Source organism: Glutamicibacter mishrai, from assembly GCF_012221945.1.
In the GTDB taxonomy this organism is placed as follows: domain Bacteria; phylum Actinomycetota; class Actinomycetes; order Actinomycetales; family Micrococcaceae; genus Glutamicibacter; species Glutamicibacter mishrai.
The window spans coordinates 54,310-77,957 of the sequence record NZ_CP032549.1; the positions used below are offsets into that span (position 1 = coordinate 54,310).

The window sequence follows — 23,648 nt, forward strand, 5'->3', positions numbered from 1 at the left end:
CTCCTAAGTCATAGTCCTACATCAGCCTGCGGGACCTATTGGATCGTGTGTTCCTGCAGCCTCATGGCACGTTGCATGTTGCCTCAGTGGCTGGATCGACCTTTGCGCAATCGAATATGTAAGTGTTGCGCTTTAGCGCAGCGGCTCCCCTGCCATGGAGGATCCGAAGGTTCAAGCAGCCGGCAGGTCGCCGGAAGATCAGGCGATCGCGCCGTTTGGAAAAACAACCTGTCCATTGATCCATCGAGCTGGGCCTGCAAGGAATGCAACGACTTCAGCGATGTCCTCTGGTGTGCCGAGCCGCTCCAATGGTGAGAGGGAGGCAAGACGATCGACTAGTTGCTGCTCTTTCCCGTCAAGGAATAGCTCAGTGGCTGTTGGCCCCGGAGCCACTGTATTGACGGTAATGTCCCTGCCTCGTAATTCGCGGGCGAGCACCAAAGTCAAAGATTCGACGGCGGCCTTGCTTGCTGCATACGCCGCATACGTGGGGTGCTGCAACCGGGTTTGGCTGGTTGAAAAGTTGATGAGTGCACCGCCTTGTGCCACTCGTTGCGCGGCGAGCTGGGAAACTACAAACGTGCCCCGTACATTGGTCTTCATCATCCGGTCGAAATCACTGAAGTCGAGCTCCTGAACTGTCGACAGAAGCATGATTCCCGCGGTATTCACGACTACGTCAACGTTGCCAAAGGCTGATTCCACATCATCGAATGCCTCAGCCATCGCTGCGTCATCTGAAATGTCGGCTTGGACCGAGATGGCTTCCCCGCCATTCGCGGTAACCTGGTGGACGATTTCCTGAGCCCGCTCTCGGTTGCCAGAGTAGTGCACCCCAATGGCATACCCATCATGGGCGAGACGCTGAACGACAGCCCGGCCGATTCCGCCGGAACCGCCGGTGACAAGTGCAACACGTCGTTTCGCTCCGCTATTGGCGCTGTTCTCAGACATTTGGCTCTCCATACTTGAAATGAACACCACGTCCATTACTTTGGTGTAGATTCACAGCAGCACGTGACTCGTCCAGATAGTTCGATGAATGCCCATCATTGGCCGCCATTGCAACGGCTTTCTCCCCTTTCTGATAACTCGAAACGGGACTCCGGTTTGAACTATGCATCAATCAGGAGCTCCAGCTCCCAAATAAGTGCTGTCAAGAGATGAAAGTCCCTGGTCACCCGATAACGTTGGACGGCACGCAAAAAGCGGCCAGGACCTGCAATGTTCTGCAAGTCCTGGCCGCCTTTTAGAATTCAGACGCCCTTAGGCCTGTGGACTAGAAATCCCAGTCCTCGTCCTCGGTGTTCACGGCCTTGCCGATAACGTAGGACGAACCGGATCCGGAGAAGAAGTCGTGGTTCTCATCAGCGTTCGGGCTCAATGCAGCCAGAATTGCTGGAGAAACGTCAGTCACCGAAGCCGGGAACATCGCCTCGTAGCCAAGGTTCATCAGAGCCTTGTTGGCGTTGTAGTGCAGGAACTTCTTAACGTCCTCAGACAGGCCCACTGGATCATAGAGATCGTGGGTGTACTGAACTTCGTTTTCGTACAGTTCAAACATGAGCTCGAAGGTGTAGTCCTTCAGTTCCTGCTTGCGCTCCTCGCTCAGGCCTTCCAGGCCCTTCTGGAACTTGTAGCCGATGTAGTATCCGTGAACGGCTTCGTCACGAATGATCAGGCGGATCAAGTCAGCGGTGTTGGTCAGCTTTGCGTGCGAAGACCAGTGCATTGGCAGGTAGAAACCGGAGTAGAACAAGAAGGATTCGAGCAGGGTCGAAGCGATCTTGCGCTTGAGCGGATCTTCACCGTGGTAGTAGCTCTCGATGATCTGCGCCTTCTTCTGCAGATTCACATTCTCGGTTGACCAGCGGAAGGCTTCGTCAATTTCCTTGGTGGAGGCCAAGGTCGAGAAGATCGAGGAGTAGCTCTTAGCGTGAACCGACTCCATGAACGCGATGTTGGTGTACACAGCCTCTTCGTGAGGAGTGATTGCGTCTGGGATCAACGACACAGCCCCGACAGTACCCTGGATGGTATCCAGCAGGGTCAATCCGGTGAACACGCGCATGGTCAGCAGTTTTTCATCTTCGGTCAAGGTGGCCCAGGACTGAATGTCGTTGGACAGTGGCACCTTTTCCGGAAGCCAGAAGTTATTAACGAGGCGGTTCCAAACCTCAACGTCTTTGTCATCCTGGATACGGTTCCAGTTGATCGCTTCAACCTTATTGGTCAGCTGAATCTTTTCGGTCATTGCCCCTCATCGAAAAGCTAAATCGTGTAACGAACGTTGCTACCAACTCTACCGTTCTTTCGAACCGCGAGGACGCAGCGAATCTCAAAGTTAATGCCAGAATCTATTGCTTCTGACTTGAGTTTTTATACAAAGCGGCTGCCGTTAGGTCGGACCAAACGGCAGCCGCTTCGTGATATTAATGTCCTACTTGGCGGCCACTAATGCGGGTTTACAGTGCGCAGGAAACGCAACCCTCAACTTCGGTGCCTTCCAAGGCCATCTGGCGAAGTCGAATGTAGTAAAGGCTCTTAATGCCCTTGCGCCATGCGTAGATCTGAGCCTTGTTGATGTCGCGAGTGGTTACGGTGTCCTTGAAGAACAGAGTCAACGACAGGCCCTGGTCCACGTGCTGGGTAGCAGCGGCGTAGGTGTCGATGATCTTCTCGTAGCCGATCTCGTAGGCATCTTCGTAGAAATCGATGTTCTCGTTGTTCATGTAAGGAGCCGGGTAGTAAACGCGGCCGATCTTACCTTCCTTGCGGATCTCGATCTTCGCTGCGACCGGGTGGATCGAGGAAGTCGAGTTGTTGATGTACGAGATCGAACCGGTTGGCGGAACAGCCTGGAGGTTCTGGTTGTAGATACCGTGCTCCATGACCGAAGCCTTCAGCGCATTCCAATCTTCCTGGGTAGGAATGTGGATGTCAGCGAAGAGCTCGCGTACGCGCTCGGTCGCTGGTACCCACTGCTGATCGGTGTACTTGTCGAAGAATTCACCCGACGCGTACTTCGAGTTCTCGAAGTTATCGAAGGTCTCACGGCGTTCGATGGCGATCTTGTTCGACGCAGTCAGAGCGTGGAACAGAATCGTGTAGAAGTAGATGTTGGTGAAGTCGATGCCTTCTTCGGAACCATAGTAGATGTGCTCGCGAGCGAGGAATCCGTGCAGGTTCATCTGGCCCAGGCCGATAGCGTGCGACTTCTTGTTGCCGTCCGCGATCGAAGGAACCGAACCGATGTAAGACATATCGGACACTGCGCTCAGGGCGCGGATCGCGATTTCAACCGAACCTGCGAGGTTCTTGCCGTCCATGGCCTTGGCAATGTTCATCGAGCCCAGGTTGCAGGAAATGTCCTTGCCGACCTTGGAGTAGCTCAAATCGTCACCGAATTCGGACGCCGAGGAAACCTGCAGGATCTCCGAGCAGAGGTTCGACATCGTGATGCGGCCGGCAATTGGGTTGGCCTTGTTCACGGTGTCTTCGAACATGATGTACGGGTAACCGGACTCGAACTGGATCTCAGCTACGGTCTGGAAGAACTCACGGGCGTTGATCTTGGACTTCTTGATTCGCGAGTCGTCGACCATCTCGTAGTACTTTTCAGTAACCGAGATTTCGCTGAACGGCACACCGTAAACGCGTTCCACGTCGTAAGGGCTGAACAGGTACATGTCTTCGTTCTTGCGAGCCAGCTCGAAAGTAACGTCTGGGATGACAACACCCAGCGACAGGGTCTTGATACGGATCTTCTCGTCGGCGTTTTCACGCTTGGTGTCCAAGAAGCGGTAGATATCCGGGTGGTGCGCGTTCAGGTACACCGCGCCGGCACCCTGGCGTGCGCCCAGCTGGTTTGCGTAGGAGAAGGAGTCTTCCAGAAGCTTCATCACAGGGATGACGCCGGAGGACTGGTTCTCGATCTGCTTGATCGGGGCACCGTGTTCGCGCAGGTTGGTCAGCGACAGGGCAACGCCGCCGCCCCGCTTGGACAGCTGCAGCGAGGAGTTGACCGCACGGGCGATCGATTCCATGTTGTCTTCAATGCGCAACAGGAAGCAGGAGACGAGCTCGCCGCGCTGTGCCTTGCCGGCATTGAGGAAAGTCGGGGTTGCAGGCTGGAAGCGGCCGTCGATGATTTCGTCGACCAGCTGGGTAGCAAGCTTTTCATCGCCGCGTGCAAGGTGCAGGGCGACCATGCACACGCGATCTTCGTAACGCTCCAGGTAACGCTTGCCGTCGAAGGTCTTCAGCGTGTACGAGGTGTAGAACTTGAATGCACCCAAGAAGGTTTCAAAACGGAACTTCTTGTCGAATGCGTGCTTGAAGAGCTCGCGAATGAAGTTCATCGAGTACTGGTCAAGCGTCTCGCGCTCGTAGTACTCGTGCTTCACGAGGTATTCGAGCTTCTCGTCAAGATCGTGGAAGAACACGGTGTTGTTGTTCACATGATCCAGGAAGTACTGGCGGGCTGCATAGCGGTCCACCTCGAACTGGATCTTTCCATCTGGACCATAAAGGTTCAGCATGGCGTTCAGGTCGTTGTAGCTCAAGCCCTGGAACTGGGCTGGGAGCTCCTTTGAGCTCGTCATCGTTCCTGCCAATTCTGCGACGCTGGTGTCCAAAAGGTTTCAAGCCCTTCTTTGACGTTGAGAACGTCTTCTGAGGTTCCCATGAGTTCGAATGTATAAAGTACGGGTACGTTGCATTTCTGGGCAATACGCTTAGCCGCAATGCAGTAGTACTCGCCGAAGTTTGTGTTCCCCGCGCCGATTACACCGCGAAGATTTGCCCGATTTTCGTCATGCCGCAGGAATTTCATGATTTGCGGAACAATCGAATGCTTGCCTCGTTCACCACCGTAGGTGGGGATGAGCAATACATACGGAGCGGTAGAGATGAGCTGCGGCTCGGTCGCAAAAACCGGAATCCGAGCCGCGTCCATCTCGAGTTTATCCACGAATCTTTTGGTGTTCTCGGAAACCGATGAGAAGTAAATCAGATTCGATTTCGTGAACTCGACTGGTTCGTGGGCCTCAGCGTTTTGCTTGTCAGCAAGAGCTGTAGGTGACATCCTCTTTCGCCTCCACTGCAAAGTGAGCGGAATGGGCTCGTGCTCTAGTTAGCTGGAGCCAGCAATTCGATCTTGTCTGGGCGGAAGCCCGACCAGTGATCATCGTCGGTGACGACAACAGGTGCCTGCATGTAGCCCAAGCCACGTACGTGCTCCAAGGCGGCGGCATCCTGTGAGATGTCGACCTTGTTGTACTCGACACCCTTCTTATCCAACGCGCGGTAAGTAGCGTTGCACTGAACGCAGGAAGGCTTCGTGTAAACCGTGATGGCCATGTCCCTGATCCCCTTTAGAAATTCTTGATGTTGGCCGGTTTCCCTCTTGTTGAGAGAAAGTCCCAGCTGCCCTTTCGGATGCCTCAAAAAACAGTTTTCGAGGTGCTACTGGTGCGAGCCGCACCAACGGGTTCAATACTACATGTTGTGTTTGGCCGGTCAAGCAGCCACAACATGATGTATTACAAGTATGTCATTCTTCCCCGCCAACGTCCACAGGAACTGTGGATATTCGATCCCGTTTAAACCGCGATTTTTCGGGGTCTGCCCAACGTTGTCCACAGCCTTGCCAGCGGTGCATGTGGGTTAAAAATTCTTCCTGTGAGATGTTCCTCGGCGTGTTTCGCCTCCCATATCTAGTTACGCCCTGCCAGGGAGCACCACTACATCTAGTGTGGCCCCGGCGAGGGACACTATGAGTCGCCGAGACTCACGCTGTGCACAACACAGCAGAGAGGACGGCCGCTGTTTCCAACTGGCCGCCCTCTCTGCTTCATCTCAAAACCCTGCCACAGCTAAAAGCTCAGGCATAGTTGCGGGCGCCGAAGATCCCTTGACCCACACGCACCACAGTCGCCCCCTCGGCGATGGCGAGCTCGTAGTCGCCGCTCATGCCCATCGACAGGTGTTCGAAGCCCTGCGGAGCGTTCTGCTGCAGCTGCTCCAGCGTCTGGCGCAAAGAGGCGAAATTGCCGCGAACCTGTTGCTCGTCATTCGTGTTGGCCGCCATGGTCATCAGGCCCACCGGGGTGAGTCGATCCAGCGGAGCCAAGGAGGCCAGCAAGCCGGCGGCCTCGGATGCCAGGATCCCGGACTTGCTTTCCTCCCCCGAAGTATTGACCTGGATGAAGACTTCCAGCGTCCGATCCTCCAGCTCGAGCCGGCGCTGCAACGTCTCTGCCAGCTTCAATGAGTCCAAGGCGTGGAACTCATCGGCGAATTGAGCGACGAACTTCGCCTTGTTGGTTTGCAGCGGACCGATGATGGCGTAGCGCAGGTGGGGGAAGTCCTCGCGGAAGTGCTCATACTTGCCATGGGCCTCTTGCACCTTGTTCTCCCCCAAGGTGTCCACCCCGGCGGCAATGGCCAGTGCCAGCCGCTCGGTGCCGATGGTCTTGGTCACCGGCAGCAAGCGCACCGAGCCGGCCTCACGGCCCGCTGCAGCGCACGCGGCGGCGATGCGCTGATTGACCGCTGCCAGATTGCGAATGAAATCCTCGGTAGTGGCCGCATGGGCGGCAGCAGGTTGCGAAGTCAAAACGCCAACTTTCTCGATCTCCCAAAGTGTTGCTGGCGCCAAAAGGCGCCAGCAACAAGCATAGGCATAAACGCCTAGAACATTTGCCTCCAGTTGGTCTTGGCCAGATCCAGCAGCTCGTCCCCACGTCCCGAGAGCACGGTGCGAATGGCGTAGAGCGCAAAGCCCTTGGCCTGTTCCAGCTTGATGTTCGGCGGCATCGACATCTCTTGGCGGTCGGTCACCACATCCAACACCGCGGGCCCGTCGTGGGCCAGGAACTGAGCGATCGTGGATTCGAGCTGCGCGGAGTCATCCACGCGGTAGCCCTTCAGCCCGGCAGCCGTGGCCACCGCACCGAAATCCGGGTTCTGTAGATCCGTGGCATAGGTGACAAAGCCGGCGGCCTTCATCTCCAGCTCGACGAAGTTCAGCGAGGAGTTGTTGAAGACCACGATCTTCACCGGCAGCTTGTTCTGCGTCGCGGTCAGCAGTTCGCCGAGCATCATGGACAGGCCGCCATCCCCGGCAAAGGCGATCACCTGCCGGTTGCGGTCGATGGCCTGCGCGCCCAAGGCATGGCACAGTGCGTTGGCCATGGATCCGTGGTTGAAGGAACCGAGCACCCGCCGCTTACCGGTCATGGTCAGATAGCGGGCGGCCCAGATGACCGGAGAGCCGACGTCGGCAGTGAAGATCGTGTCATCGTTGGCGGCCTGGTCGATCAGCCGCGCCAGGTACTGCGGATGGATCGCGGCTCCCGGCTTGGATCCGGTGGCCAGTTCATCGAGCTTGGTCCTGGTCTTGCGGTAATGCTCCAGCGCATTCTCCAGGTGCTTGCGATGGGTTTGCACCGGCAGCAGAGCATTCAGCGCGGCCGCGGTATCCTTCACGGTGCCCACCAGCGGGACATCCACCCGGGTGCGGCGTCCGATCTGCTCGCCGCGGATATCCACCTGGATGATGGTGGCATGCTGCGGATAGAACTGCTGGTACGGGAAGTCGGTGCCCAGCATGAGCAGCACGTCGCATTCGTCAATCGCCTTGGCACCCGAGGCAAAGCCCAGCAGCCCGGTCATGCCCACATCGAAGGGGTTGTCGTACTCGATATGCTCCTTGCCGCGCATGGCATGGACGATCGGGGCGGCCAGCTTGTCGGCCAACGCGACCACTTCATCATGGGCGCCGGCCACACCGGCACCGGCAAGGATGGTGACCTTGCGCGAGCCTTCGAGGATCTCGGCGGCCTGCTCCAATTCCGCTTCATTGGGCAGAACCCGGGGACTGGTCTTGACGATCTGCTGGGTCGCGGTTCGCTCCATCTCCGAAAGCGCCACATCCCCGGAGATCACCAACACGGCCACGCCGCGCTTCTCGATGGCCTCGCGCATCGCGATCCGCAGCATCCGGGGCATCTGCTTGGGGTCGGAGACCTGTTCGGCATACACCGAGCAGCCTCGGAAGACCTCAACCGGATTGGTCTCCTGGAAATAGTTGGACCCAATTTCCTCGGTGGGGATCTGGGCGGCGATGGCCAGCACCGGCACCCGGGAACGATTCGCGTCATACAAGCCGTTGATCAGGTGCAAGTTGCCCGGGCCGCAAGAGCCCACGCACACGGCGATCTCGCCGGTGATTTCCGCCTCTGCCGCGGCGGCGAAGGCGGCGGCTTCCTCGTGGCGGTGATGCACCCATTGCATGCGGCCGTTCTCCCGCAGGGCATCGGTCAATCCATTCAGGGAATCTCCCGGGATGCCATAGATTCGGCGCACGCCCTGGGTGTCAAGCTGTTCAATCAGGTGGTCGGCTACGGTAGGCAAAACATTCCTCCTGCACACAATGTTCCAATGGGTCTACTGCTCACCCTACTGCGCCGTTCTCCCTTGTGCCATGGATTTTGCCTCCCGGACCAGGTTCCTCCCAACACACCATGAAGTGCCACAGACCACAAGAGACAGGAACCCTCCGGGACCGGGCACGGATTAGCTAGGCTGGAGAGATGATGAACGAACCGCAGCGCATGGCCAATACCTCCAAGCTTCCGGCAGGAGCAAGCAATGGAGCGCTGTGGAAGCTGGAACCGGCAGATCGGGACCTCGACGCCAACGTCATCTCCCTGGCACCCGGAGAGCAGATCGGCGAACATCTGGGACCTGCCTTGGATGTGCTGCTGCATGTCTTCGCCGGCTCGGGCATGTTGCACACCGCCAGCGGGCAGATCGAGCTGGAAGTCGGAGACATCATCTATCTGCCCGCGCACAGCCAGCGCCGTTTCACCGCCGGGGAGCATGGCCTGGCATATTTCTCGGTGCACCAGCGCAAGAACACCACGGGCCTGATGCCGGTGCCCCGACGCAGCTAGCGCGCCAGTTCTAGCTGCTCCACACGCCCTCATCGAGGAAGTGCTGCATCTGCGCTGCATAGGGCGCCAGATCAAGGCCCTGCTCGTCAAGCCACTGCTGGTTGTAATAGGTATTGGCGTAGCGTTCGCCGGAGTCGCAGATCAGCGTCACCACGCTGCCCTGCTGGCCGCGCTCGAGCATATCGGCGATGATCCCGAAGGCGGCATAGAGATTGGTCCCGGTCGAGCCGCCGGCGAAGTAGCGCGTCCTGGAGCGCAGGAAGTGCATGGCCGCCAAGGAAGCCGCATCCGGCACCTGCACCATGTGATCGATGACCCCGGGCATGAACGAGGCCTCCACCTTGGGCCTGCCGATGCCTTCGATCCGCGACCCGGTGCCGGTGGCGTAGGCCAGGTTGCCGCTGCGCCAGCCCTCGTAGAAGGATGAGCCTTCCGGGTCGGCGACGCAGACGCGGGTCTCGTGCTGCTTGTAGCGTGCGTAGCGCCCAAAGGTGGCGCTGGTTCCGCCGGTGCCGGCCCCCACCACGATCCAGCTGGGGATCGGGTGCGGTTCGGCAGACATCTGCGCGTACACCGACTCGGCGATATTGTTGTTGCCGCGCCAGTCGGTGGCCCGCTCGGCGTAGGTGAACTGGTCAAGATAGTAGCCGGTGGATTCTGCCGCCAGCTCGCGGGCGGCGGCATCAACCTGGCCTGCGCCGTCGACCAAGTGGCATCGGCCGCCATAGAACTCGATGAGCTTGATCTTCTCGGAGCTCGTCGAGGCGGGCACGACCGCGATGAATTGCAGGCCGAGCATCCGGGCGAAGTAGGCTTCGGAGACAGCGGTGGAACCGCTGGAGGCTTCCACCAGGGTGGTCCCCTCGGTGATGCGCCCGTTGACCAGACCATAAAGGATCAGTGAACGGGCAAGACGGTGCTTGAGCGAACCGGTGGGGTGCACCGATTCATCTTTCAGGTACAGCTCGATCCCCCATTGCGCGGGAAGTTCAAAACGCAGCAGGTGAGTATCCGCGCTGCGGTTCGCATCTGCATTGAGCTGAGAAATTGCATGTCGCACCCAAAGATCAGTCATTCTTCTACTCTAGCGGTGGCGTCATGCCCAAACACGCCCATCATGATAAATTCAAAATTGTGGAATTAAAGCTGGTTTCTGGTGGCTATGCAGTCCTGATGCTTCTGGGTTTGAGCTGGGCTGTCTGGGCGGTTTTCGCTGCGCCCGATCTGGAGGACATTGCCGGTGGCTGGCTTGGACAAGACGCCACGGTCTCCTCTGTTCCGCTCATCGGCCTGCTCCCCTGGTTCGCCCTCATCCTCTGTCTCGCTGCCTACGCCATCTGGCAAGGAGTCTCTCGGTGGCAGGTGCGGGTTCACCGGGAAATACGGCCTTGGGTCTTGGCCATGGTGCTGTTCAATGCGGCATGGGTCTTGTGCCTGCAGCGCGGACTGATCGGCTTGAGCCTGTTCGCTGGCGCGGCGCTGTTGGCTGTGCTCATTCGAATTGTCGTGGCCCTTGACCGAAGCACCCTGGAACACCAAATCGATCGCTGGATTACCAGGGCTTGTTTCGGGCTGTTTGCCGGTTGGCTATCAGTGATCATCGTTGCCGAGTCTTTGGCCTTTGCTGCGATGCATCATGGAAACCCGCACTCCTTGATGTTCAAAGGATCCAGCGCTCTGGCGATTATCTTGCTCGCGTTGTTCCTCTGTGCTGTCAGTTTCAAGAATCCGATGGGCATCTATTTGAACGCTGGAGCGTTGTGGGTCCTGGTCTGGATCATTCTCGACCGGTATTCAGGGCACGCCACGTCGCCGATCTTTGCCACGGTTTGCCTTGTTGCCGCGGTGATGATGCTGATCTGCCTGATCAGCGCCTTGCGTACCCGGATCCGGCGAATTCTGAGTTCGCACTGAGCGCAACGCCCTGCGCTTGAGAGCCAACCGCTAGCTGGCTAGGGTGGAGGATGAGGCCTAAAGGTCCATCAGAGAGGAAAACATGTCGAAGACTGCTAAGAGCTTTAAAGAAGTTGAAAAGTCGTTGGCGAAACTCGCCAAGGCTGCCAAGGAAGAGCTGCCCAAGGAAATCCGTGGCGGCTGGACCGAGGCTGTTTCCAGTGTCAACGCTGATGCCATCAGCAAGGCTGGTTCCAACCTGATTGAAAATGTCACTGGCAATTCCAAGGCCGCACAGCGTGCCCGTGCCTCGGTGCAGAATGCAGTCCAGAACGCGCAGAAGAATCTGGTTCCGAAGGAAAAGTCCCACAAGGGCGGCAAGTTCCTGATTGTTTCGCTTATTGTTGCTGCCGTAGCCGCAGTGGTTCTCTCCCAGGTGCAGAAGAAGAACTAATTTTCCCAAAGCGTAGTTAAAGCGTCAGGGCGTGGCATCCGATGGATGCCACGCCCTGAGGCTTTTCTGCGACTAGTTCCTTACTGCTTGGCCCGAGATCCGCGCGCGGACTTATAGGCCGCGGCGGCACCGAGCAGGGCCACCATCAACCCAACGGGAATCAGCCACAGGCTGTTGGCGCCGGTATCCGCCAAATCCCCCTCTCGTTCAGTCTGCACGACCTGCTCCGCATCAATTTCCTCGGATTCCTCGGATATCGAATCCTGCTCCTCTGCCTGCGGTTCACGTTCAGGCTGGGACTGTTCAGGCTTCCCTGATTCCTCAGGATCCGCGGACTCTGGCGATTGCTCCGGGTCCTGTTCGTTCTCCTGCGGGGCCGGCGAGGACGGCGATTCGCTTGGCTCGGTGGTCGGGCTTGGCGAGCTGGAGTCCAGATCGAAGATATCGGCGGCCTGGCCCAGCGAGGCAAAAACTGTCTCACCGGTGGCCTCGTCTACGGCGTCGTTATCCGTGACTACATATACTTCCCCGCCAGCCACGGCCAGTCCTTCAAGTTTTTCTTGCGTCCACCCGTGCGTAGCTTCCAGCGTCGGCAAGACATCCGCGGCCAGCTTCTTGTTCAGCATGCTGACACCTGCATCTTCAGGCCGTTCGCCGTCTTCCGGCAATTCAACTTGGTAAACAGCTTTGTGCTTGGCTGCTGGACCAACCTGATTGTCACGTTCAATGACCGCGTACGAGCCATCGGGCAGAGCCGTGATTTCCGACAGCCCGTTCCAGGCTCCGTCCGCTGCTTGCTCCAAGTGGTATCCGTACCAGCTGAACTCGCCGGTTGCAGGCAGATATTTGCCAAGACGAACAAAATCTTCGCCCGGAACCTCGCGTTGCAGGGTGAAGATCACTTGCTCGTCCTCCCCGCTTCCGCGCACAGTGACGCCTTCCAGCCCCTGCTTCTGCAGTGAACCAACAGCTTCCTCCGGCAGCGGGACTTCTTCGATGACCGCGCCTGAATCATCGATTTCCACCAACATGTTCTCGGTTCCTTCGGCACCTTCGTGAGCGGCCCAGAAGCCTCCGTCTTCTCGTGCTGCCAGCCCTTCGAGATCAAGCTCGGTGCTTGCTCCGGTAACAGGGATCGAGCTGTCTACGGAGGCAGGGGCCCCAAGGGTGATGTCGTAGATTCGCGGCGCGTAAGCATTATCGCTGACTGCGTAGAGCTTCGTCGGGTCAGCTGGATCAGGGCTCAGCCCGCTGAGCGCGCCAAACGGAACCAGCGATTCCTGTTGTGATGCAAGTTGCGGGAATTGCGGGCTGTCGGCACCAATGGAATAGAGGGAGAGAGCTGAGCGCACATCGTCCTCATCGGTTTCGGAGGCGACCGCCAGGAGCCCGCGCTCTGGAATCGGCAAGATTCCTTCTGGCCCGTTGGTGCTCGGCAAGGTTTGCAGGTAACGCGGCTTCTTCGGATCCGAGAGGTCGTATACGGCTACGAAATTGGCCCGCTCGGACGCAACAAAACCATAATCGACGCCGTTGAATCGTGAGATTGCCAGGCCCTCTGGTTCCGTGCCTTTCTTGTCTGTCCTCTTTTCCGGGAAGAGCCCTTGTCCCATTGCGAGGTGTTCAAAGCTGTTGCCTGAATCCCATACAACTTTTCCGGTGCGGGAATCAAAGATGGAGAATCCGCGGCTTCCACCTTTCCAGTCCCCTTCGTTGGCCGTGGCCAGGTACCGATCTTGGAGCCACGCCACAGCGTCTGGTTCTCGGGGGACGTCGTTTAGTGAACCTTCCGTATCGAGCTGCCCGTCATCGCTCGTGTCGATTCCTTGCAGGTCGACATGTCCGGTGCTGAATGCCCGCTTGAGCTTTCCGCTTGGCAGGTCAATGATGACCATGCCGTTATTTTCTTGGAGGGTAACGGCCAGCTGGTTTTTGGAGTTGATGCTCACGTACTCTGGCTCCGGGTCCTGTGGGGTGTCCAGGCCGGCTTTCGACAACAATGGCAACGCCTGCGGGTCGTTGGGAGTCCCTGACGTCAGCGGGACTTCGCGCAAGCTCCATTTGTCCGGGCTTTGCCCGTCCAGATCGAGGATCGCCACTGCGCCCGCAGGCGCTTGCGGGAGCCCTCCGTCGCCGGCATCCTCATCACGTTCATTTTCGATGGCAATACCTGCGTAGGCGCCGTCTTTGGAGATCGCGATGGAATCGGGTTGCCCGGGCAGTTCGAAGCTGTGCACCAGCGAGCGGTCGGCGATGCGCACGACGTCCAGCCGGCCGGAGGGCTCGCTGTAGCTGGCGGACGTATTGACCACAACAAACACGTACGGCCCGTAGGCTGCGACGCTTGTAGGTTCGTCCTCGGCACTGCCAAGTTGATGCAGCCCCAGCAAACCGAGGCCCTTCGGGTTCGATGGATCTGAGATATCGACAAATCCGACGCTTCGGGACAAGGCATCCGAGTAGATGAGCGTCTTGCCGTCTTCTGAAACCGTGGAAATCTCTGCTGCCGTGGTTCCTTCGGCGCCATCCGGATGATTTTGGTACACCGGATACGTGGCGACCCGCTCAAAATAGTCACTATTGTCAGCAGCGGCGGGACTGGCGATACTCGCGGACAACACTGCTGCCGCGACTAATCCGATACTTTTACCTGCAGCGCGATGCACTCGCTTCTCCCTTGTTAGGTGCTAGCCGTTTCCTCCCAAGATTCTCAGTGGAGAACAAATTGCCGGTGAACGAATGGCGACAAGCAGCGGGGCGAAACATGTCGAATGGTTCCGCTCATCACATTTAGTTGCATCACTTCAACTACAAGCGGAGACTAGCAGTAATACTTCAATTTTCAAGGAGATCAACATGAAGCTGACGAATACCACCGTATTAGGCACCGGCGTGCTCGGTTCGCAGATCCTCTTTCAGACTGCCTACCATGGCCTGCCGGTCATCGGTTACGACATCAGCGATGCTGCGTTGCAGCTTGCTGCAGCTCGGCTCGACAGCCTGGTGGATGAGTACGCATCGTTCTTTGGCGACCCGGCCAAGGCGCAAGCGGCCCGGGCATCCATCCAGCTAACCTCGGATATGGCCTACGCGGTCGGGGATGCGGATTTGGTCATCGAAGCAGTGCCGGAGGATCTGAAGATCAAGGAAGAGACCTATCAGAAGCTTTCTTCCTTCGCCCCGCAGCGCACCATCTTCGCAACGAATTCTTCGACCTTGCTCCCGTCGGATATTTCCCCATTCACCGGACGGCCTGCACAGTTCCTGGCCTTGCACTACGCGAATAACATCTGGAAAAACAACACGGGCGAAGTCATGGGCACCGCCGATACAAGCTCGGAAGCCTACGAAGCCGTAGTCGAATTCGCAGAAAGCACCGGGCTGGTCCCAATTCGCGTGCTCAAGGAGCAACCCGGCTACGTGCTGAACTCGCTGCTGGTCCCATTTCTCGAATCTGCCAGCCACCTGTTAGTCAACGAGGTCGCCGACGCTTCCACCATTGACACCACGTGGAAACTGGGCACTGGCGCGCCCTACGGCCCATTCGAAATCTACGACATCGTCGGATTGAATACTGCCTATCACATCTCCAGCCACGGCGATGAAACCAGCAAGAAGTTTGCTGAACTGCTTAAGACGCAGTACATCGATCAAGGCAAACTAGGTGTCGCCACCGGCGAAGGATTCTACAAGTACAACTAAACGCCTCGCACCGCCCGGCATTCTGCTTAGTTGCCGCTCGGATAGGATGGTTCGGTGGCCCATATTGACGTGACTGACATCCAGTATTTCCTTTCCGACGGCACCCAACTGCTGGGCGGTGTGGCCTTTAAGGTCTCCGCAGGAACCAAAACAGCTTTGATCGGCCCGAACGGCACGGGCAAAACGACGTTATTCAAGATCATCGCAGGAGATCTCAAGGCTGACGAAGGTTCAATTAACCGCACCGGTTCATTAGGGATCATGCGCCAGTTCGTTGGCCAGGTGCGCGATGAAACCACGGTCAAGGAATTGCTCCTGTCCACAGCGGCCCCAGCCTTGGCGCAAGCCGCCGAAAAAGTCGCCAAATACGAAGAGCTCATGCTGACCAGCGAGGACGAAAAGGTCCACATGCGCTACGCCGAAGCCATTATCGAATGGGGCGACGCAGGCGGATACGAACTCGAGACCACCTGGGACAAGGTCTGCATGGCGGCCCTGGGCATCGAGTTCGATCAAGCGGCAACCCGCTTGGCCCGCACCTTATCTGGTGGCGAACAGAAACGCCTGGTCCTCGAAGCGCTGTTCGAGGGCAATGATGACTTGCTGCTGCTCGACGAGCCAGATAACTACCTCGATGTTCCCGGCAAGCGCTGGCTCGAAGAGAAGATGCGCAACTCCCCCAAAACAGTGCTCTTCATCAGCCACGACCGCGAGCTTCTAAATAACGCGGCAACCCGCATCGTCACCCTGGAACCAGGGCATGGCGGAGCAACCGCTTGGATTCACGGCGGTTCCTTCGGCAGCTACGTGGAAGCACGCCAAGAACGCAACGAACGTTTCGAGGAGTTGCGCAAGCGGTGGGACGAGGAGCACGCCAAGCTCAAGGAACTGGTTAATATGTATAAGACCAAGGCCGCATTCCGCTCCGACATGGCCAACCGCTACCATGCGGCCACCACGCGCTTGGAGAAGTTCCTGGAAGCCGGACCTCCCCAAGCCATCCCACTGGAACAAAATGTGCAAATGCGGCTCAAGGGCGGCCGTACCGCAAAACGCGCAGTCGTCGCTGAAAAGCTTGAACTCAGTGGCCTCATGAAGCCCTTCTCGACCGAAATCTGGTTTGGCGATCGCGTTGGCGTCCTCGGCTCTAATGGTTCGGGAAAGTCCCATTTCCTGCGCCTGCTGGCTAGCGGCGGGAGCGAGCCGGAACGCGAGCATTTGCCCGTTTCCGATGTGGTGATCGACAAGGTTGAGCATGAGGGGACGGTCAAGCTTGGCGCCCGAATTCGCCCAGGCTATTTCGCCCAAACCCACACACGGCCCGACCTCTTCGGACGGACTTTGCTCGAGATCCTGCACCGCGGCGACGAGCACCGTTCCGGATTGCCCCGCGAGGCCGCGGCAGGTGCCTTGGATGGCTATGGCTTGGCTGGACAGTCCGAGCAGAAGTTCGAGTCGCTTTCGGGCGGACAGCAAGCACGTTTCCAGATCTTGCTGCTGCAGCTTTCAGGGGCAACACTGCTGTTGCTCGATGAACCGACTGACAACTTGGATCTGCACTCAGGCGAAGCCTTGGAGCGAGCCATCAACGCTTTTGAAGGAACCGTTCTCGCAGTGACCCACGACCGCTGGTTCGCCAAGAGCTTTGATCGTTTCCTGGTCTTCGGCTCCGACGGAACCGTGTATGAATCCGCGGAACCCGTTTGGGATGAGACGCGCGTGGTTCGTAAGCGCTAGGCATCCCGCTTGGCTTCTTGCGCAGCCCTGGCATCCATCGGAGTTTGCATTAGCAACAACCATGAATGCCAGGGCTTTGCGCTGCCCGATTTCCGGTGGCTGACCCGAATCCGAGGCTAGTGTTCGGGGTGAAGTACCGAATGTGGGGCTTGCAACTGATGCAGCAACTGGTGGATGCCAGGATGCACTAATTGCCAGCGACGATACTTGCCATCCCGTTCCACCTGAACCACCTGGGCACGATGAAGCGTCGCCAAAGCCTGGGTAACCGTGTTAGGCGAAAGACCAGTTGCTTCGGCCAATTGCGAGACCGAAGAACCCGGTGCTGCATGCATGGCGATGAGCAGCTTGATGCGCGTTTCATCAGCGCATAAGGAGAACACTTCGATCCATTCAGGGATGGTGGCCTGAACTTTCGAGAGTGCGTCGGAACCTATTTTTTCAAGCTCAATCTCAGTCACGATTCTCCGCTACGACGTTGTGGTAAAAACAGTGAGTAATACTGACATCTGTCTGGGTGAACACATGTATTCTGAGAGCAACAAAACCCCCACCTTTCTTGGAAGGACCCGTGCCGTGCGCAAACCGATATCCCGCGCAGCAGCAATTCTTCTACCCATCGTAATTGTCTGCAGCGGGTGTCAGGTAGCTAGCTCTGACGCAATGGAGCAATCCGCGGTAAATTTACTCACCCCATCCCTGCCTGCCACGCTCAATCCCTAGCAGGGTTTGATAACAACGGCATTGGAAAAATAAACGAATCGCTCTTCACGCTTCAAGGCGATGCGAAATCCCTACCGGAAATCGTTCCTCTCCTTGCGCAGGATGAGCCTTCGATTTCCGCCGACGGGCTCATTTGGGATATCACCGTGCGACAGGGAATAAAATTCAGCGATGGGACGTCACTGGATCCTGCCGACGTAGTTGCAAGCTACCGTGCGATCAAGGATCCTCGCACCGCCTCGCCGCTGGCAGGCACGATAGAGAACCTCGCTGCTGTGGATGAGCACGGCCCCCATGGCGTCCGTTTCACTCTGCATGAACCGCAAGTCTCCTTTAAGACCTCCTTGCTTGTCGGCATCGCGCCATCCGAGAAGATCCAGGCCGCTACCCCGGTCAGCGATTCAGAACTCAATCGTCACCCGATCGGCACCGGTCCATACGTCCTTGATAGCTTCGACAGTTCTAGTTTGGTTCTGAGCGCAAACGAGGATTACCGAGACGGCGCGCCTGCAGTGAAGAAGGTTTCCTACACCGAGTCCAACGACGACAACGCTCGGACCCAGGCCATGGCCGGCTCCGATTACACCGGTACCATCTTGCCGACGAGGCTGGCATCCAGCTTTGCGCAGCGCGAAGGATTTGAAGTAGTCACTGCCACCAGCGCGGATTGGCGTGGCATTTCCTTGCCGTCGAACCACCCTTTCACCAAAGACCCCGGGGTTCGCTTGGCATTGAACGTTGCTGTAGATCGCGAACAGATCATCTCTGGCGTACTCGCCGGAGCCGGGCGGCCTGCATACACGTTCATCCCGCCGGAATACGGCAAGTACTACAATTCCAAGGCAGCCTTCAAACACGACCCGACCCGTGCTCGACAGATCCTCGATGCTGCTGGCTGGAAAGCCTGCGCCGACGGAATACGCGCCAAGAACGGGACCCGCGCGGAATTTTCGCTGCTTTACAACCCCGGCGATACGCTCCGAAGGGATCTGTCCTTGGCCCTCGCATCACAGCTTGAACCCTACGGAATCAAGATCACGGTCCAGCCAGCCACCTTTGATCAGGCCGAGCCACGCGTAGGCCAGGATGCCATCATGCTCGGCGGTGGCGATACACCCTACGACGTCGACACCCAGCTATATAAGATGCTGCACTCAAGCTATCCAAAAGCCGGCGCGTACTATGACAACCCCAGCCATTACGCCGACAAGGACATGGACCGGGAATTGCACACAGGCCGTAGCAGCACGGACGAGAAATCCAGAATCCGGGCTTATCAGAAAGTGCAGTCGCTCTACGTCGAGGATCCCTCGATGCTGCTTCTCGCCTTTATCGACCACAGCTATGTTCAACAGAGCTCGGTGCATGAGCGATGGGCCACAACCAGCACATTGCTTGAGCCCCACGAACACGGAACTGCGTGGGGGCCCTGGGCAAAAATCGGGCAATGGGCCAACAAGTGAGTACTGCATTTGAAGCGCATCGTTGGCGCCTGGCAGGCTCGCTCCTGATGCGACGAGCACTCGTGGCGCTACCGGCGACAATTGGGCTGACCGCATTGGTTTTTGCCCTTGCCAGCATTGCTCCGTTTAACCCCCTGGCCAGCTATCTCGGCTCAAGCTATGCGCACACCAGCATCGAGCTGCGCGAAAAGTTCCGGACGGAGCTCGGGCTAGACCAGTCCTGGCTTCAGGTATGGACACACTGGATCTCCCGCGCAATGCACGGGGATTTAGGTTCCTCCCTGATCGCGGCCCGCCCGGTGACACAGGTATTGTCCGAGCGCATTCCACTGACTTTTTTGCTGACCGCCAGCGGTTTGATCTTAGCGATCGGTACTTCTTTGTTCTTGTCCCTTGCCGCGGTCAAATACCGGCATGGCTTGGTCGATCGCATCGTCCTTGCCATCGCCCAACTGGCTCAATCGATTCCGCTTTTTGTCGTTGCCTTGCTAGCCATTGCCGTCATCGCGCTCCCTTTGGGATGGCCGACGGGCGGTATCGCGGCGGCAGGTGAAGCCCCGAGTTTCGGCTCGCTGTTCACCCATTTGCTATTGCCCGCAGCAGTACTGGCGTTCAGCTTATTGCCCTGGTTGCTGCTCAATCTCCGAACGTCGCTTATTGAAGCCATGGACTCCGATTCGATACTGGCCGCCCAGGGCCGCGGAGCCAAGAACATCCTCCTGCACGAGGCCCTGCCTCAAGCCTTGCTGCCCTTCATAACAGTGATCGGATCCCGTCTAGGCGAGTTGATCACGGGCGCATTGATCATAGAGACCATTTTCGCTTGGCCCGGGATCGCCTCGGCTGTCATCGAGTCAGCCGTAGCCGGCGACTTCGCCCTGCTCGCTGCGGTCACCACCTGCTCAGCCCTCGCTGTCTTCGCCGGCAATGCGCTGGCCGATGCCGCGTACTTGATGGCCGATGCAAGGGTGAGCCATGCGTAGACTACGGCCGTCGATCCTGCCCGCAGCCATCTGCGCAGTACTGATGCTTTATGCGCTGCTGGTTCCAATGCTGAACTCCCACGCCATTTACGCCGTTGATTTGACCGCGGTGTACAAGCATCCCGGGACTGGGCACCTCTTCGGAACGGACCAATTGGGCCGCGATGTGTGGACCCGAACCGCTGCCGCCCTGCGTGTTTCATTGCTGATGGCTCTGGGATCAGCAACCTTGGCCACGATTCTGGGCATCATCGCAGCCACTGTCGCCGTCACCGGCGGGAAACTCATTGACGGCATCATCAGCCGGTCAATCGACGGCCTCAACGCAATACCGCACCTGCTCCTGTCCGTAGTCATTTTGGCCCTATGGCCAGGGCAAATCTGGGCCATCGTCCTTTCCATAGCACTGACCCATTGGACGCAGGTCGCCCGTGTGCTGCGCTCAAAGTTGCTCGCCGAACGCGAAAGCGGCTACGTCCAGCTCACCGCCGCTTCTGGTGCCAGCACGATTGCTATCTGGCGAACGCATCTCATTCCTGCAGTACTGCCCCAAATAGCAATTGCCTTTGCCTTGCAAGTTCCGCATGCCATGTGGCACGAATCCGCCCTCTCCTTCCTGGGCGTGGGACTACCGCCGCAGGCCGCATCCCTCGGATTGCTTCTGGAAGACGCGCGCAGCGGAATCCTTGCCGGCTCGTGGTGGCTGTTGCTCTTCCCCTCAGTAGTGTTGATCCTTGCCTGCTGGGCTGTGGCAGGGCTTGCCCAGCATGAGGAGAAAGCGAGAACTACTCGACGTTCAGCCAGGAGACACCGGAAAAATGCTCGCACCCAGGCATCTCAAACTGCCCGTGAATCCCACACGGGATTCACCGCACGCGTGGCAGTCTCCGCCGGCGCCGAGGTACTCATTGATCGCGTGGAGATCAACGCAGCAGGTGGGTCGATCACCGCTCTCATGGGTCCATCAGGGGCAGGGAAAACGCTGTTCCTCAGAGCCATCGCTGGACTGCTGCCCGCTACTTTGGATACATCTACCGCGTTGACCATCAACGGCCAGACCTGCGTCAACGCGCGAAGCGGTCAGATGCTGGGTAAAGAGCTCGTATTCATCCCCGGTTCAGCGGCAACTGCACTCAATCCGGTACGCACGCTTCGCAAGGCACTGGCCAGAGCATTCCGGGAGCACGCTCGTGATGCAAGCGCTCAGAATCTAGAAGACTACTGGCAAATATTCGGTTTGGATTCCCACCTGTTGGACCACTACCCGCACCAGTTATCAGGCGGGCAAGCGCAACGCGCGCTCCTGGCCCTGGGTCTGGTCAGCAGCCCAGCGTGCATAGTGCTTGACGAACCCACCAGCGCATTGGATCAAGATACCCGCAAGGTTATCGCTAATATCTTGCGACGCGCAGCAAATGACGGTGCAGCCATCTTGATGGTGACCCACGATACCGAGTTAGCCGAACACCTCGCCACAGTCATCTACACCATGGACAACGGGCAACTGGTTTCGTCCCGGCCATCGGTTCAAGAACAAGGAAGCATCGCATGACGCTGACGATGAATGCTGTGACGCTCAATGCCGTGGGGCGCCAGATCCTCCCACCGACCACCCTCCATGTTCCTGACCAGCATATGGTGGGGCTGACTGCCCCATCTGGCGCGGGCAAGACCAGCCTGCTCGCATTGGCAGCGCTAATAAAACGTCCAGATACGGGCGAGATCAGTATTGATCAGATCCCGATCCCTTGGGGCAAGGGTGCGCCAAAAATCCCGGTGAGCGCGCGTCAACGCATTGGTGTACTCCCCCAGGATCCCAGGAGGTTTGCCGATCCGCGGCTGACTTTAGCCCAGACGGTCACTGCCCCCTTGGCATTTCGCGACCGGCGTTCGCGTCCGGCGCCCAAGCAATATCAGGACCAGCTATTGGCCCTGGCTGATCAGTTGCGACTGCCCGAAAAAGTACTTGATAGGCATCCTTCCCAAGTCTCTGACGGGCAGCTGCAACGAGCCTTGCTGGCGCGGGCGCTCAGCCTGAATCCTACGTTGGTATTGTGCGACGAGCCGACCTCGGCCCTCGACCCCGCAACGACCACAGTGATTTTCGAAGTGCTTCGAAACAAGGCAGATCAAGGCGCTTGCGTAGTGGTCGCGTCGCATGATCGAGCTTCGCTGGCAGAGCATTGCGACGAGATTGTCCCCCTGGCTGATCTGCAAAAGGGTCAATAACCCTTAGTACTTGCGTAGTTCCACGGGGTTCTGGCCTCGAAGCCGGCGTCGAAGTTCATTGACAATGCTTATCAGCACAGCGGCCGCCGATTCAGTCGAAGTACCCAAGGTCCGTATAGACAGCCCTGATGCGGCGGTCATGGAAATTCCAACGTGGACGTGTTCCTTCTGCTGTTGCGCCGCCTCATAGGCAAGGTCTCGAAGCTGCTCAACCATGGCGCTGTCGATACGCGAATCAATCGCCAGCAGCATGCCCACATGGGTAAAACCCTGCAGATACAGCAGTGACTCGACTTCTTGGGCGCCAGGCTCCACCAGAAGATTGTCCAGGACCGATAGCTTGCCGTCGATATGGACTTCGGTGCGAAGACGAATCCGCTGGTATTTGAAGAGCCCGCTATCGGGGCTCCAACCCGGTGTGATGATTTCGAGCAGAACCAGGGAACTGGACTCTTGCATGTGAACGATCGTCTCTTGGCGATAACTTGCGTCGCGGTAGGCGATCAGCTGATCCGGCAGGTATTCCAGCACGGCATTCTCGCCCAGCTCAAGATTCAGCTGCGCATGTGCTTCGCCTTGGGGCGTTCGGTAGATCTTTGTCGCTGATTGAGTGGTGAGCAGCAAGCTGGAATCCGGGCCGACATCAATGCCAATACGATATTGGTCTGCACCGAGGTACCCTCCGCCGGGGTTGACTACCGTGTAGCAGACTTGTGGTGTGCTATCGAGGTAGTGCGGGCGAAGCACGCGCAAGGCACCTTGGTGGAACTGTCTTGTGGCTATGTCCTTGTCTGCCCTGCGCTCGATACGCAGATCAAGCTCACCGGTGAGTCGTCGTTCAGCCACTAAGCAAGATCCGTCATCAACACGTCGTGCTTGAGCCAAGCAATCACCTGTTCCAGTCCATCATCGGTCTTCAGATTAGTGAAGCAGAACGGCTTGTCACCGCGGAACTGCTTGGAGTCAGACTCCATGACCGACAGATCAGCCCCGACGTAAGGCGCGAGGTCAGTCTTATTAATGATGAACAAGTCGGACTTGATCATGCCTTGGCCTGCCTTGCGCGGGATCTTCTCCCCCTGGGCAACGTCAATAATGTAGATGGAAAAGTCCACGAGTTCCGGCGAGAAAGTCGCCGAAAGATTATCGCCACCGGATTCGACAAAAATAACCTGGAGGTCGTCGTGCTTGGCCTTCAGATCCTCGATGGCCGCTTCGTTCATTGACGTATCTTCACGGATGGCGGTGTGCGGGCAGCCGCCCGTCTCGATGCCGACAATCCGATCCAAGGGCAGTACGCCGTTGGCGGCGAGGATCTTGGCATCTTCAATGGTGTAGATGTCGTTGGTGATCGCGGCCATGGAAATTTCCGTCTCCAAAGCACGGGTGATTCGTTCGATGAGCTGTGTCTTGCCGGCGCCAACGGGGCCGCCAATGCCGATACGAATTGGTTCCATAATCTTTTCCTCAAATCTATTTGGACCGTTGCGACGGTCGGTTGAAT

21 protein-coding genes are annotated in these 23,648 nt (G+C 57.8%); 9 read left to right on the forward strand and 12 right to left on the reverse strand.

All coding sequences use genetic code 11. From position 1 onward, the window contains the following. Positions 1-198: 198 nt before the first annotated feature. From D3791_RS00265 to poxB, 7 genes are all read right to left on the reverse strand, one after another. Positions 199-954: an SDR family oxidoreductase gene (locus D3791_RS00265; protein WP_172510983.1), complete on the reverse strand. Its 756-nt coding sequence runs from the start codon at positions 952-954 to the stop codon at positions 199-201. 325 nt (positions 955-1,279) lie between these two features. Beyond that, complete coding sequence (gene nrdF / locus D3791_RS00270; protein ID WP_022875259.1) at positions 1,280-2,254, reverse strand: class 1b ribonucleoside-diphosphate reductase subunit beta; 975 nt, start codon at positions 2,252-2,254, stop codon at positions 1,280-1,282. A gap of 211 nt (positions 2,255-2,465) precedes the next feature. After that, positions 2,466-4,604: a class 1b ribonucleoside-diphosphate reductase subunit alpha gene (nrdE, locus tag D3791_RS00275; protein WP_022875260.1), complete on the reverse strand. Its 2,139-nt coding sequence runs from the start codon at positions 4,602-4,604 to the stop codon at positions 2,466-2,468. Further along, a complete protein-coding gene (nrdI, locus tag D3791_RS00280; protein ID WP_022875261.1) occupies positions 4,601-5,086 on the reverse strand; it encodes a class Ib ribonucleoside-diphosphate reductase assembly flavoprotein NrdI in 486 nt (161 codons plus the stop codon). The genes nrdE and nrdI overlap by 4 nt, the downstream gene beginning before the upstream one ends. Positions 5,087-5,130: 44 nt before the next feature. Continuing rightward, positions 5,131-5,361 carry a glutaredoxin-like protein NrdH gene (gene nrdH / locus D3791_RS00285; protein WP_022875262.1) on the reverse strand — a complete coding sequence of 77 codons (231 nt, stop codon included), beginning with the start codon at positions 5,359-5,361 and terminating at the stop codon, positions 5,131-5,133. 523 nt (positions 5,362-5,884) lie between these two features. Continuing rightward, positions 5,885-6,619: a YggS family pyridoxal phosphate-dependent enzyme gene (locus tag D3791_RS00290; protein WP_172510984.1), complete on the reverse strand. Its 735-nt coding sequence runs from the start codon at positions 6,617-6,619 to the stop codon at positions 5,885-5,887. Between the two features lie 74 nt (positions 6,620-6,693). Continuing rightward, complete coding sequence (poxB, locus tag D3791_RS00295; RefSeq protein WP_022875265.1) at positions 6,694-8,418, reverse strand: ubiquinone-dependent pyruvate dehydrogenase; 1,725 nt, start codon at positions 8,416-8,418, stop codon at positions 6,694-6,696. 179 nt (positions 8,419-8,597) lie between these two features. Between poxB and D3791_RS00300 the strand changes: the two genes are divergently transcribed. Beyond that, entirely contained in the window at positions 8,598-8,960 is a 363-nt protein-coding gene (locus D3791_RS00300; protein WP_246242233.1) for a cupin domain-containing protein, read from the forward strand. Positions 8,961-8,970: 10 nt separating this feature from the next. Here D3791_RS00300 and D3791_RS00305 read toward each other — a convergent pair whose 3' ends face one another. After that, positions 8,971-10,035, reverse strand: coding sequence for a PLP-dependent cysteine synthase family protein (locus D3791_RS00305; RefSeq protein WP_172510985.1), 1,065 nt, complete (start codon positions 10,033-10,035; stop codon positions 8,971-8,973). Between the two features lie 98 nt (positions 10,036-10,133). Here D3791_RS00305 and D3791_RS00310 point away from each other — a divergent pair, with 98 nt between their 5' ends. Next, positions 10,134-10,874: a hypothetical protein gene (locus D3791_RS00310; RefSeq protein ID WP_172510986.1), complete on the forward strand. Its 741-nt coding sequence runs from the start codon at positions 10,134-10,136 to the stop codon at positions 10,872-10,874. Between the two features lie 82 nt (positions 10,875-10,956). Then, the gene (locus tag D3791_RS00315; RefSeq protein ID WP_022875269.1) at positions 10,957-11,307 is read left to right on the forward strand and encodes a hypothetical protein; all 351 of its coding nucleotides are present in this window, start codon (positions 10,957-10,959) and stop codon (positions 11,305-11,307) included. Between the two features lie 80 nt (positions 11,308-11,387). On the opposite strand, the gene D3791_RS00320 is transcribed toward D3791_RS00315, so the two are convergent. Continuing rightward, entirely contained in the window at positions 11,388-13,973 is a 2,586-nt protein-coding gene (locus D3791_RS00320) for an esterase-like activity of phytase family protein (RefSeq protein ID WP_172510987.1), read from the reverse strand. A 190-nt stretch (positions 13,974-14,163) separates the two neighbouring features. On the opposite strand from D3791_RS00320, the gene D3791_RS00325 reads away from it, so the two are divergent. Further along, positions 14,164-15,009, forward strand: coding sequence for a 3-hydroxyacyl-CoA dehydrogenase (locus tag D3791_RS00325; RefSeq protein WP_022875271.1), 846 nt, complete (start codon positions 14,164-14,166; stop codon positions 15,007-15,009). 54 nt (positions 15,010-15,063) lie between these two features. Next, positions 15,064-16,746 carry an ABC-F family ATP-binding cassette domain-containing protein gene (locus D3791_RS00330; RefSeq protein ID WP_022875272.1) on the forward strand — a complete coding sequence of 561 codons (1,683 nt, stop codon included), beginning with the start codon at positions 15,064-15,066 and terminating at the stop codon, positions 16,744-16,746. Between the two features lie 116 nt (positions 16,747-16,862). On the opposite strand, the gene D3791_RS00335 is transcribed toward D3791_RS00330, so the two are convergent. Next, positions 16,863-17,207, reverse strand: a complete 345-nt coding sequence (locus D3791_RS00335; RefSeq protein ID WP_022875273.1) for an ArsR/SmtB family transcription factor — start codon at positions 17,205-17,207, stop codon at positions 16,863-16,865. Between the two features lie 393 nt (positions 17,208-17,600). On the opposite strand from D3791_RS00335, the gene D3791_RS00340 reads away from it, so the two are divergent. The 4 genes from D3791_RS00340 to D3791_RS00355 are packed head-to-tail and all read left to right on the forward strand — an operon-like array spanning position 17,601 to position 22,144. Continuing rightward, on the forward strand, positions 17,601-18,932 hold the full coding sequence (locus D3791_RS00340; RefSeq protein ID WP_246242619.1) for an ABC transporter substrate-binding protein: 1,332 nt from the start codon (positions 17,601-17,603) through the stop codon (positions 18,930-18,932). Further along, positions 18,929-19,915 (forward strand): ABC transporter permease, encoded by a 987-nt coding sequence (locus D3791_RS00345; protein WP_172510988.1) that lies wholly within the window; start codon positions 18,929-18,931, stop codon positions 19,913-19,915. Before D3791_RS00340 ends, D3791_RS00345 begins: the two co-directional genes overlap by 4 nt. After that, a complete protein-coding gene (locus tag D3791_RS00350; protein WP_172510989.1) occupies positions 19,908-21,467 on the forward strand; it encodes an ABC transporter permease subunit in 1,560 nt (519 codons plus the stop codon). Before D3791_RS00345 ends, D3791_RS00350 begins: the two co-directional genes overlap by 8 nt. Beyond that, positions 21,464-22,144 carry an ATP-binding cassette domain-containing protein gene (locus tag D3791_RS00355; protein ID WP_172510990.1) on the forward strand — a complete coding sequence of 227 codons (681 nt, stop codon included), beginning with the start codon at positions 21,464-21,466 and terminating at the stop codon, positions 22,142-22,144. The genes D3791_RS00350 and D3791_RS00355 overlap by 4 nt, the downstream gene beginning before the upstream one ends. 3 nt (positions 22,145-22,147) lie before the next feature. On the opposite strand, the gene D3791_RS00360 is transcribed toward D3791_RS00355, so the two are convergent. Both D3791_RS00360 and ureG read right to left on the reverse strand, forming a co-directional pair. Next, positions 22,148-22,990: an urease accessory protein UreD gene (locus tag D3791_RS00360; RefSeq protein ID WP_246242238.1), complete on the reverse strand. Its 843-nt coding sequence runs from the start codon at positions 22,988-22,990 to the stop codon at positions 22,148-22,150. Further along, positions 22,990-23,604, reverse strand: a complete 615-nt coding sequence (gene ureG, locus D3791_RS00365) for an urease accessory protein UreG (protein WP_172512858.1) — start codon at positions 23,602-23,604, stop codon at positions 22,990-22,992. Before ureG ends, D3791_RS00360 begins: the two co-directional genes overlap by 1 nt. Between the last annotated feature and the right edge of the window lie 44 nt (positions 23,605-23,648).

Excerpts from the sequence above, each read along its gene's own strand:
- D3791_RS00350 (WP_172510989.1), top strand. The coding sequence starts at position 19,908 with ATGCGTAGACTACGGCCGTCGATCCTGCCCGCAGCCATCTGCGCAGTA.
- nrdI (WP_022875261.1), bottom strand. The coding sequence starts at position 5,086 with ATGTCACCTACAGCTCTTGCTGACAAGCAAAACGCTGAGGCCCACGAA.
- nrdF (WP_022875259.1), bottom strand. The coding sequence starts at position 2,254 with ATGACCGAAAAGATTCAGCTGACCAATAAGGTTGAAGCGATCAACTGG.
- D3791_RS00355 (WP_172510990.1), top strand. The coding sequence starts at position 21,464 with ATGACGCTGACGATGAATGCTGTGACGCTCAATGCCGTGGGGCGCCAG.
- D3791_RS00300 (WP_246242233.1), top strand. The coding sequence starts at position 8,598 with ATGATGAACGAACCGCAGCGCATGGCCAATACCTCCAAGCTTCCGGCA.
- D3791_RS00310 (WP_172510986.1), top strand. The coding sequence starts at position 10,134 with ATGCTTCTGGGTTTGAGCTGGGCTGTCTGGGCGGTTTTCGCTGCGCCC.
- D3791_RS00315 (WP_022875269.1), top strand. The coding sequence starts at position 10,957 with ATGTCGAAGACTGCTAAGAGCTTTAAAGAAGTTGAAAAGTCGTTGGCG.
- nrdH (WP_022875262.1), bottom strand. The coding sequence starts at position 5,361 with ATGGCCATCACGGTTTACACGAAGCCTTCCTGCGTTCAGTGCAACGCT.
- D3791_RS00325 (WP_022875271.1), top strand. The coding sequence starts at position 14,164 with ATGAAGCTGACGAATACCACCGTATTAGGCACCGGCGTGCTCGGTTCG.
- nrdE (WP_022875260.1), bottom strand. The coding sequence starts at position 4,604 with ATGACGAGCTCAAAGGAGCTCCCAGCCCAGTTCCAGGGCTTGAGCTAC.
- D3791_RS00305 (WP_172510985.1), bottom strand. The coding sequence starts at position 10,035 with ATGACTGATCTTTGGGTGCGACATGCAATTTCTCAGCTCAATGCAGAT.
- D3791_RS00265 (WP_172510983.1), bottom strand. The coding sequence starts at position 954 with ATGTCTGAGAACAGCGCCAATAGCGGAGCGAAACGACGTGTTGCACTT.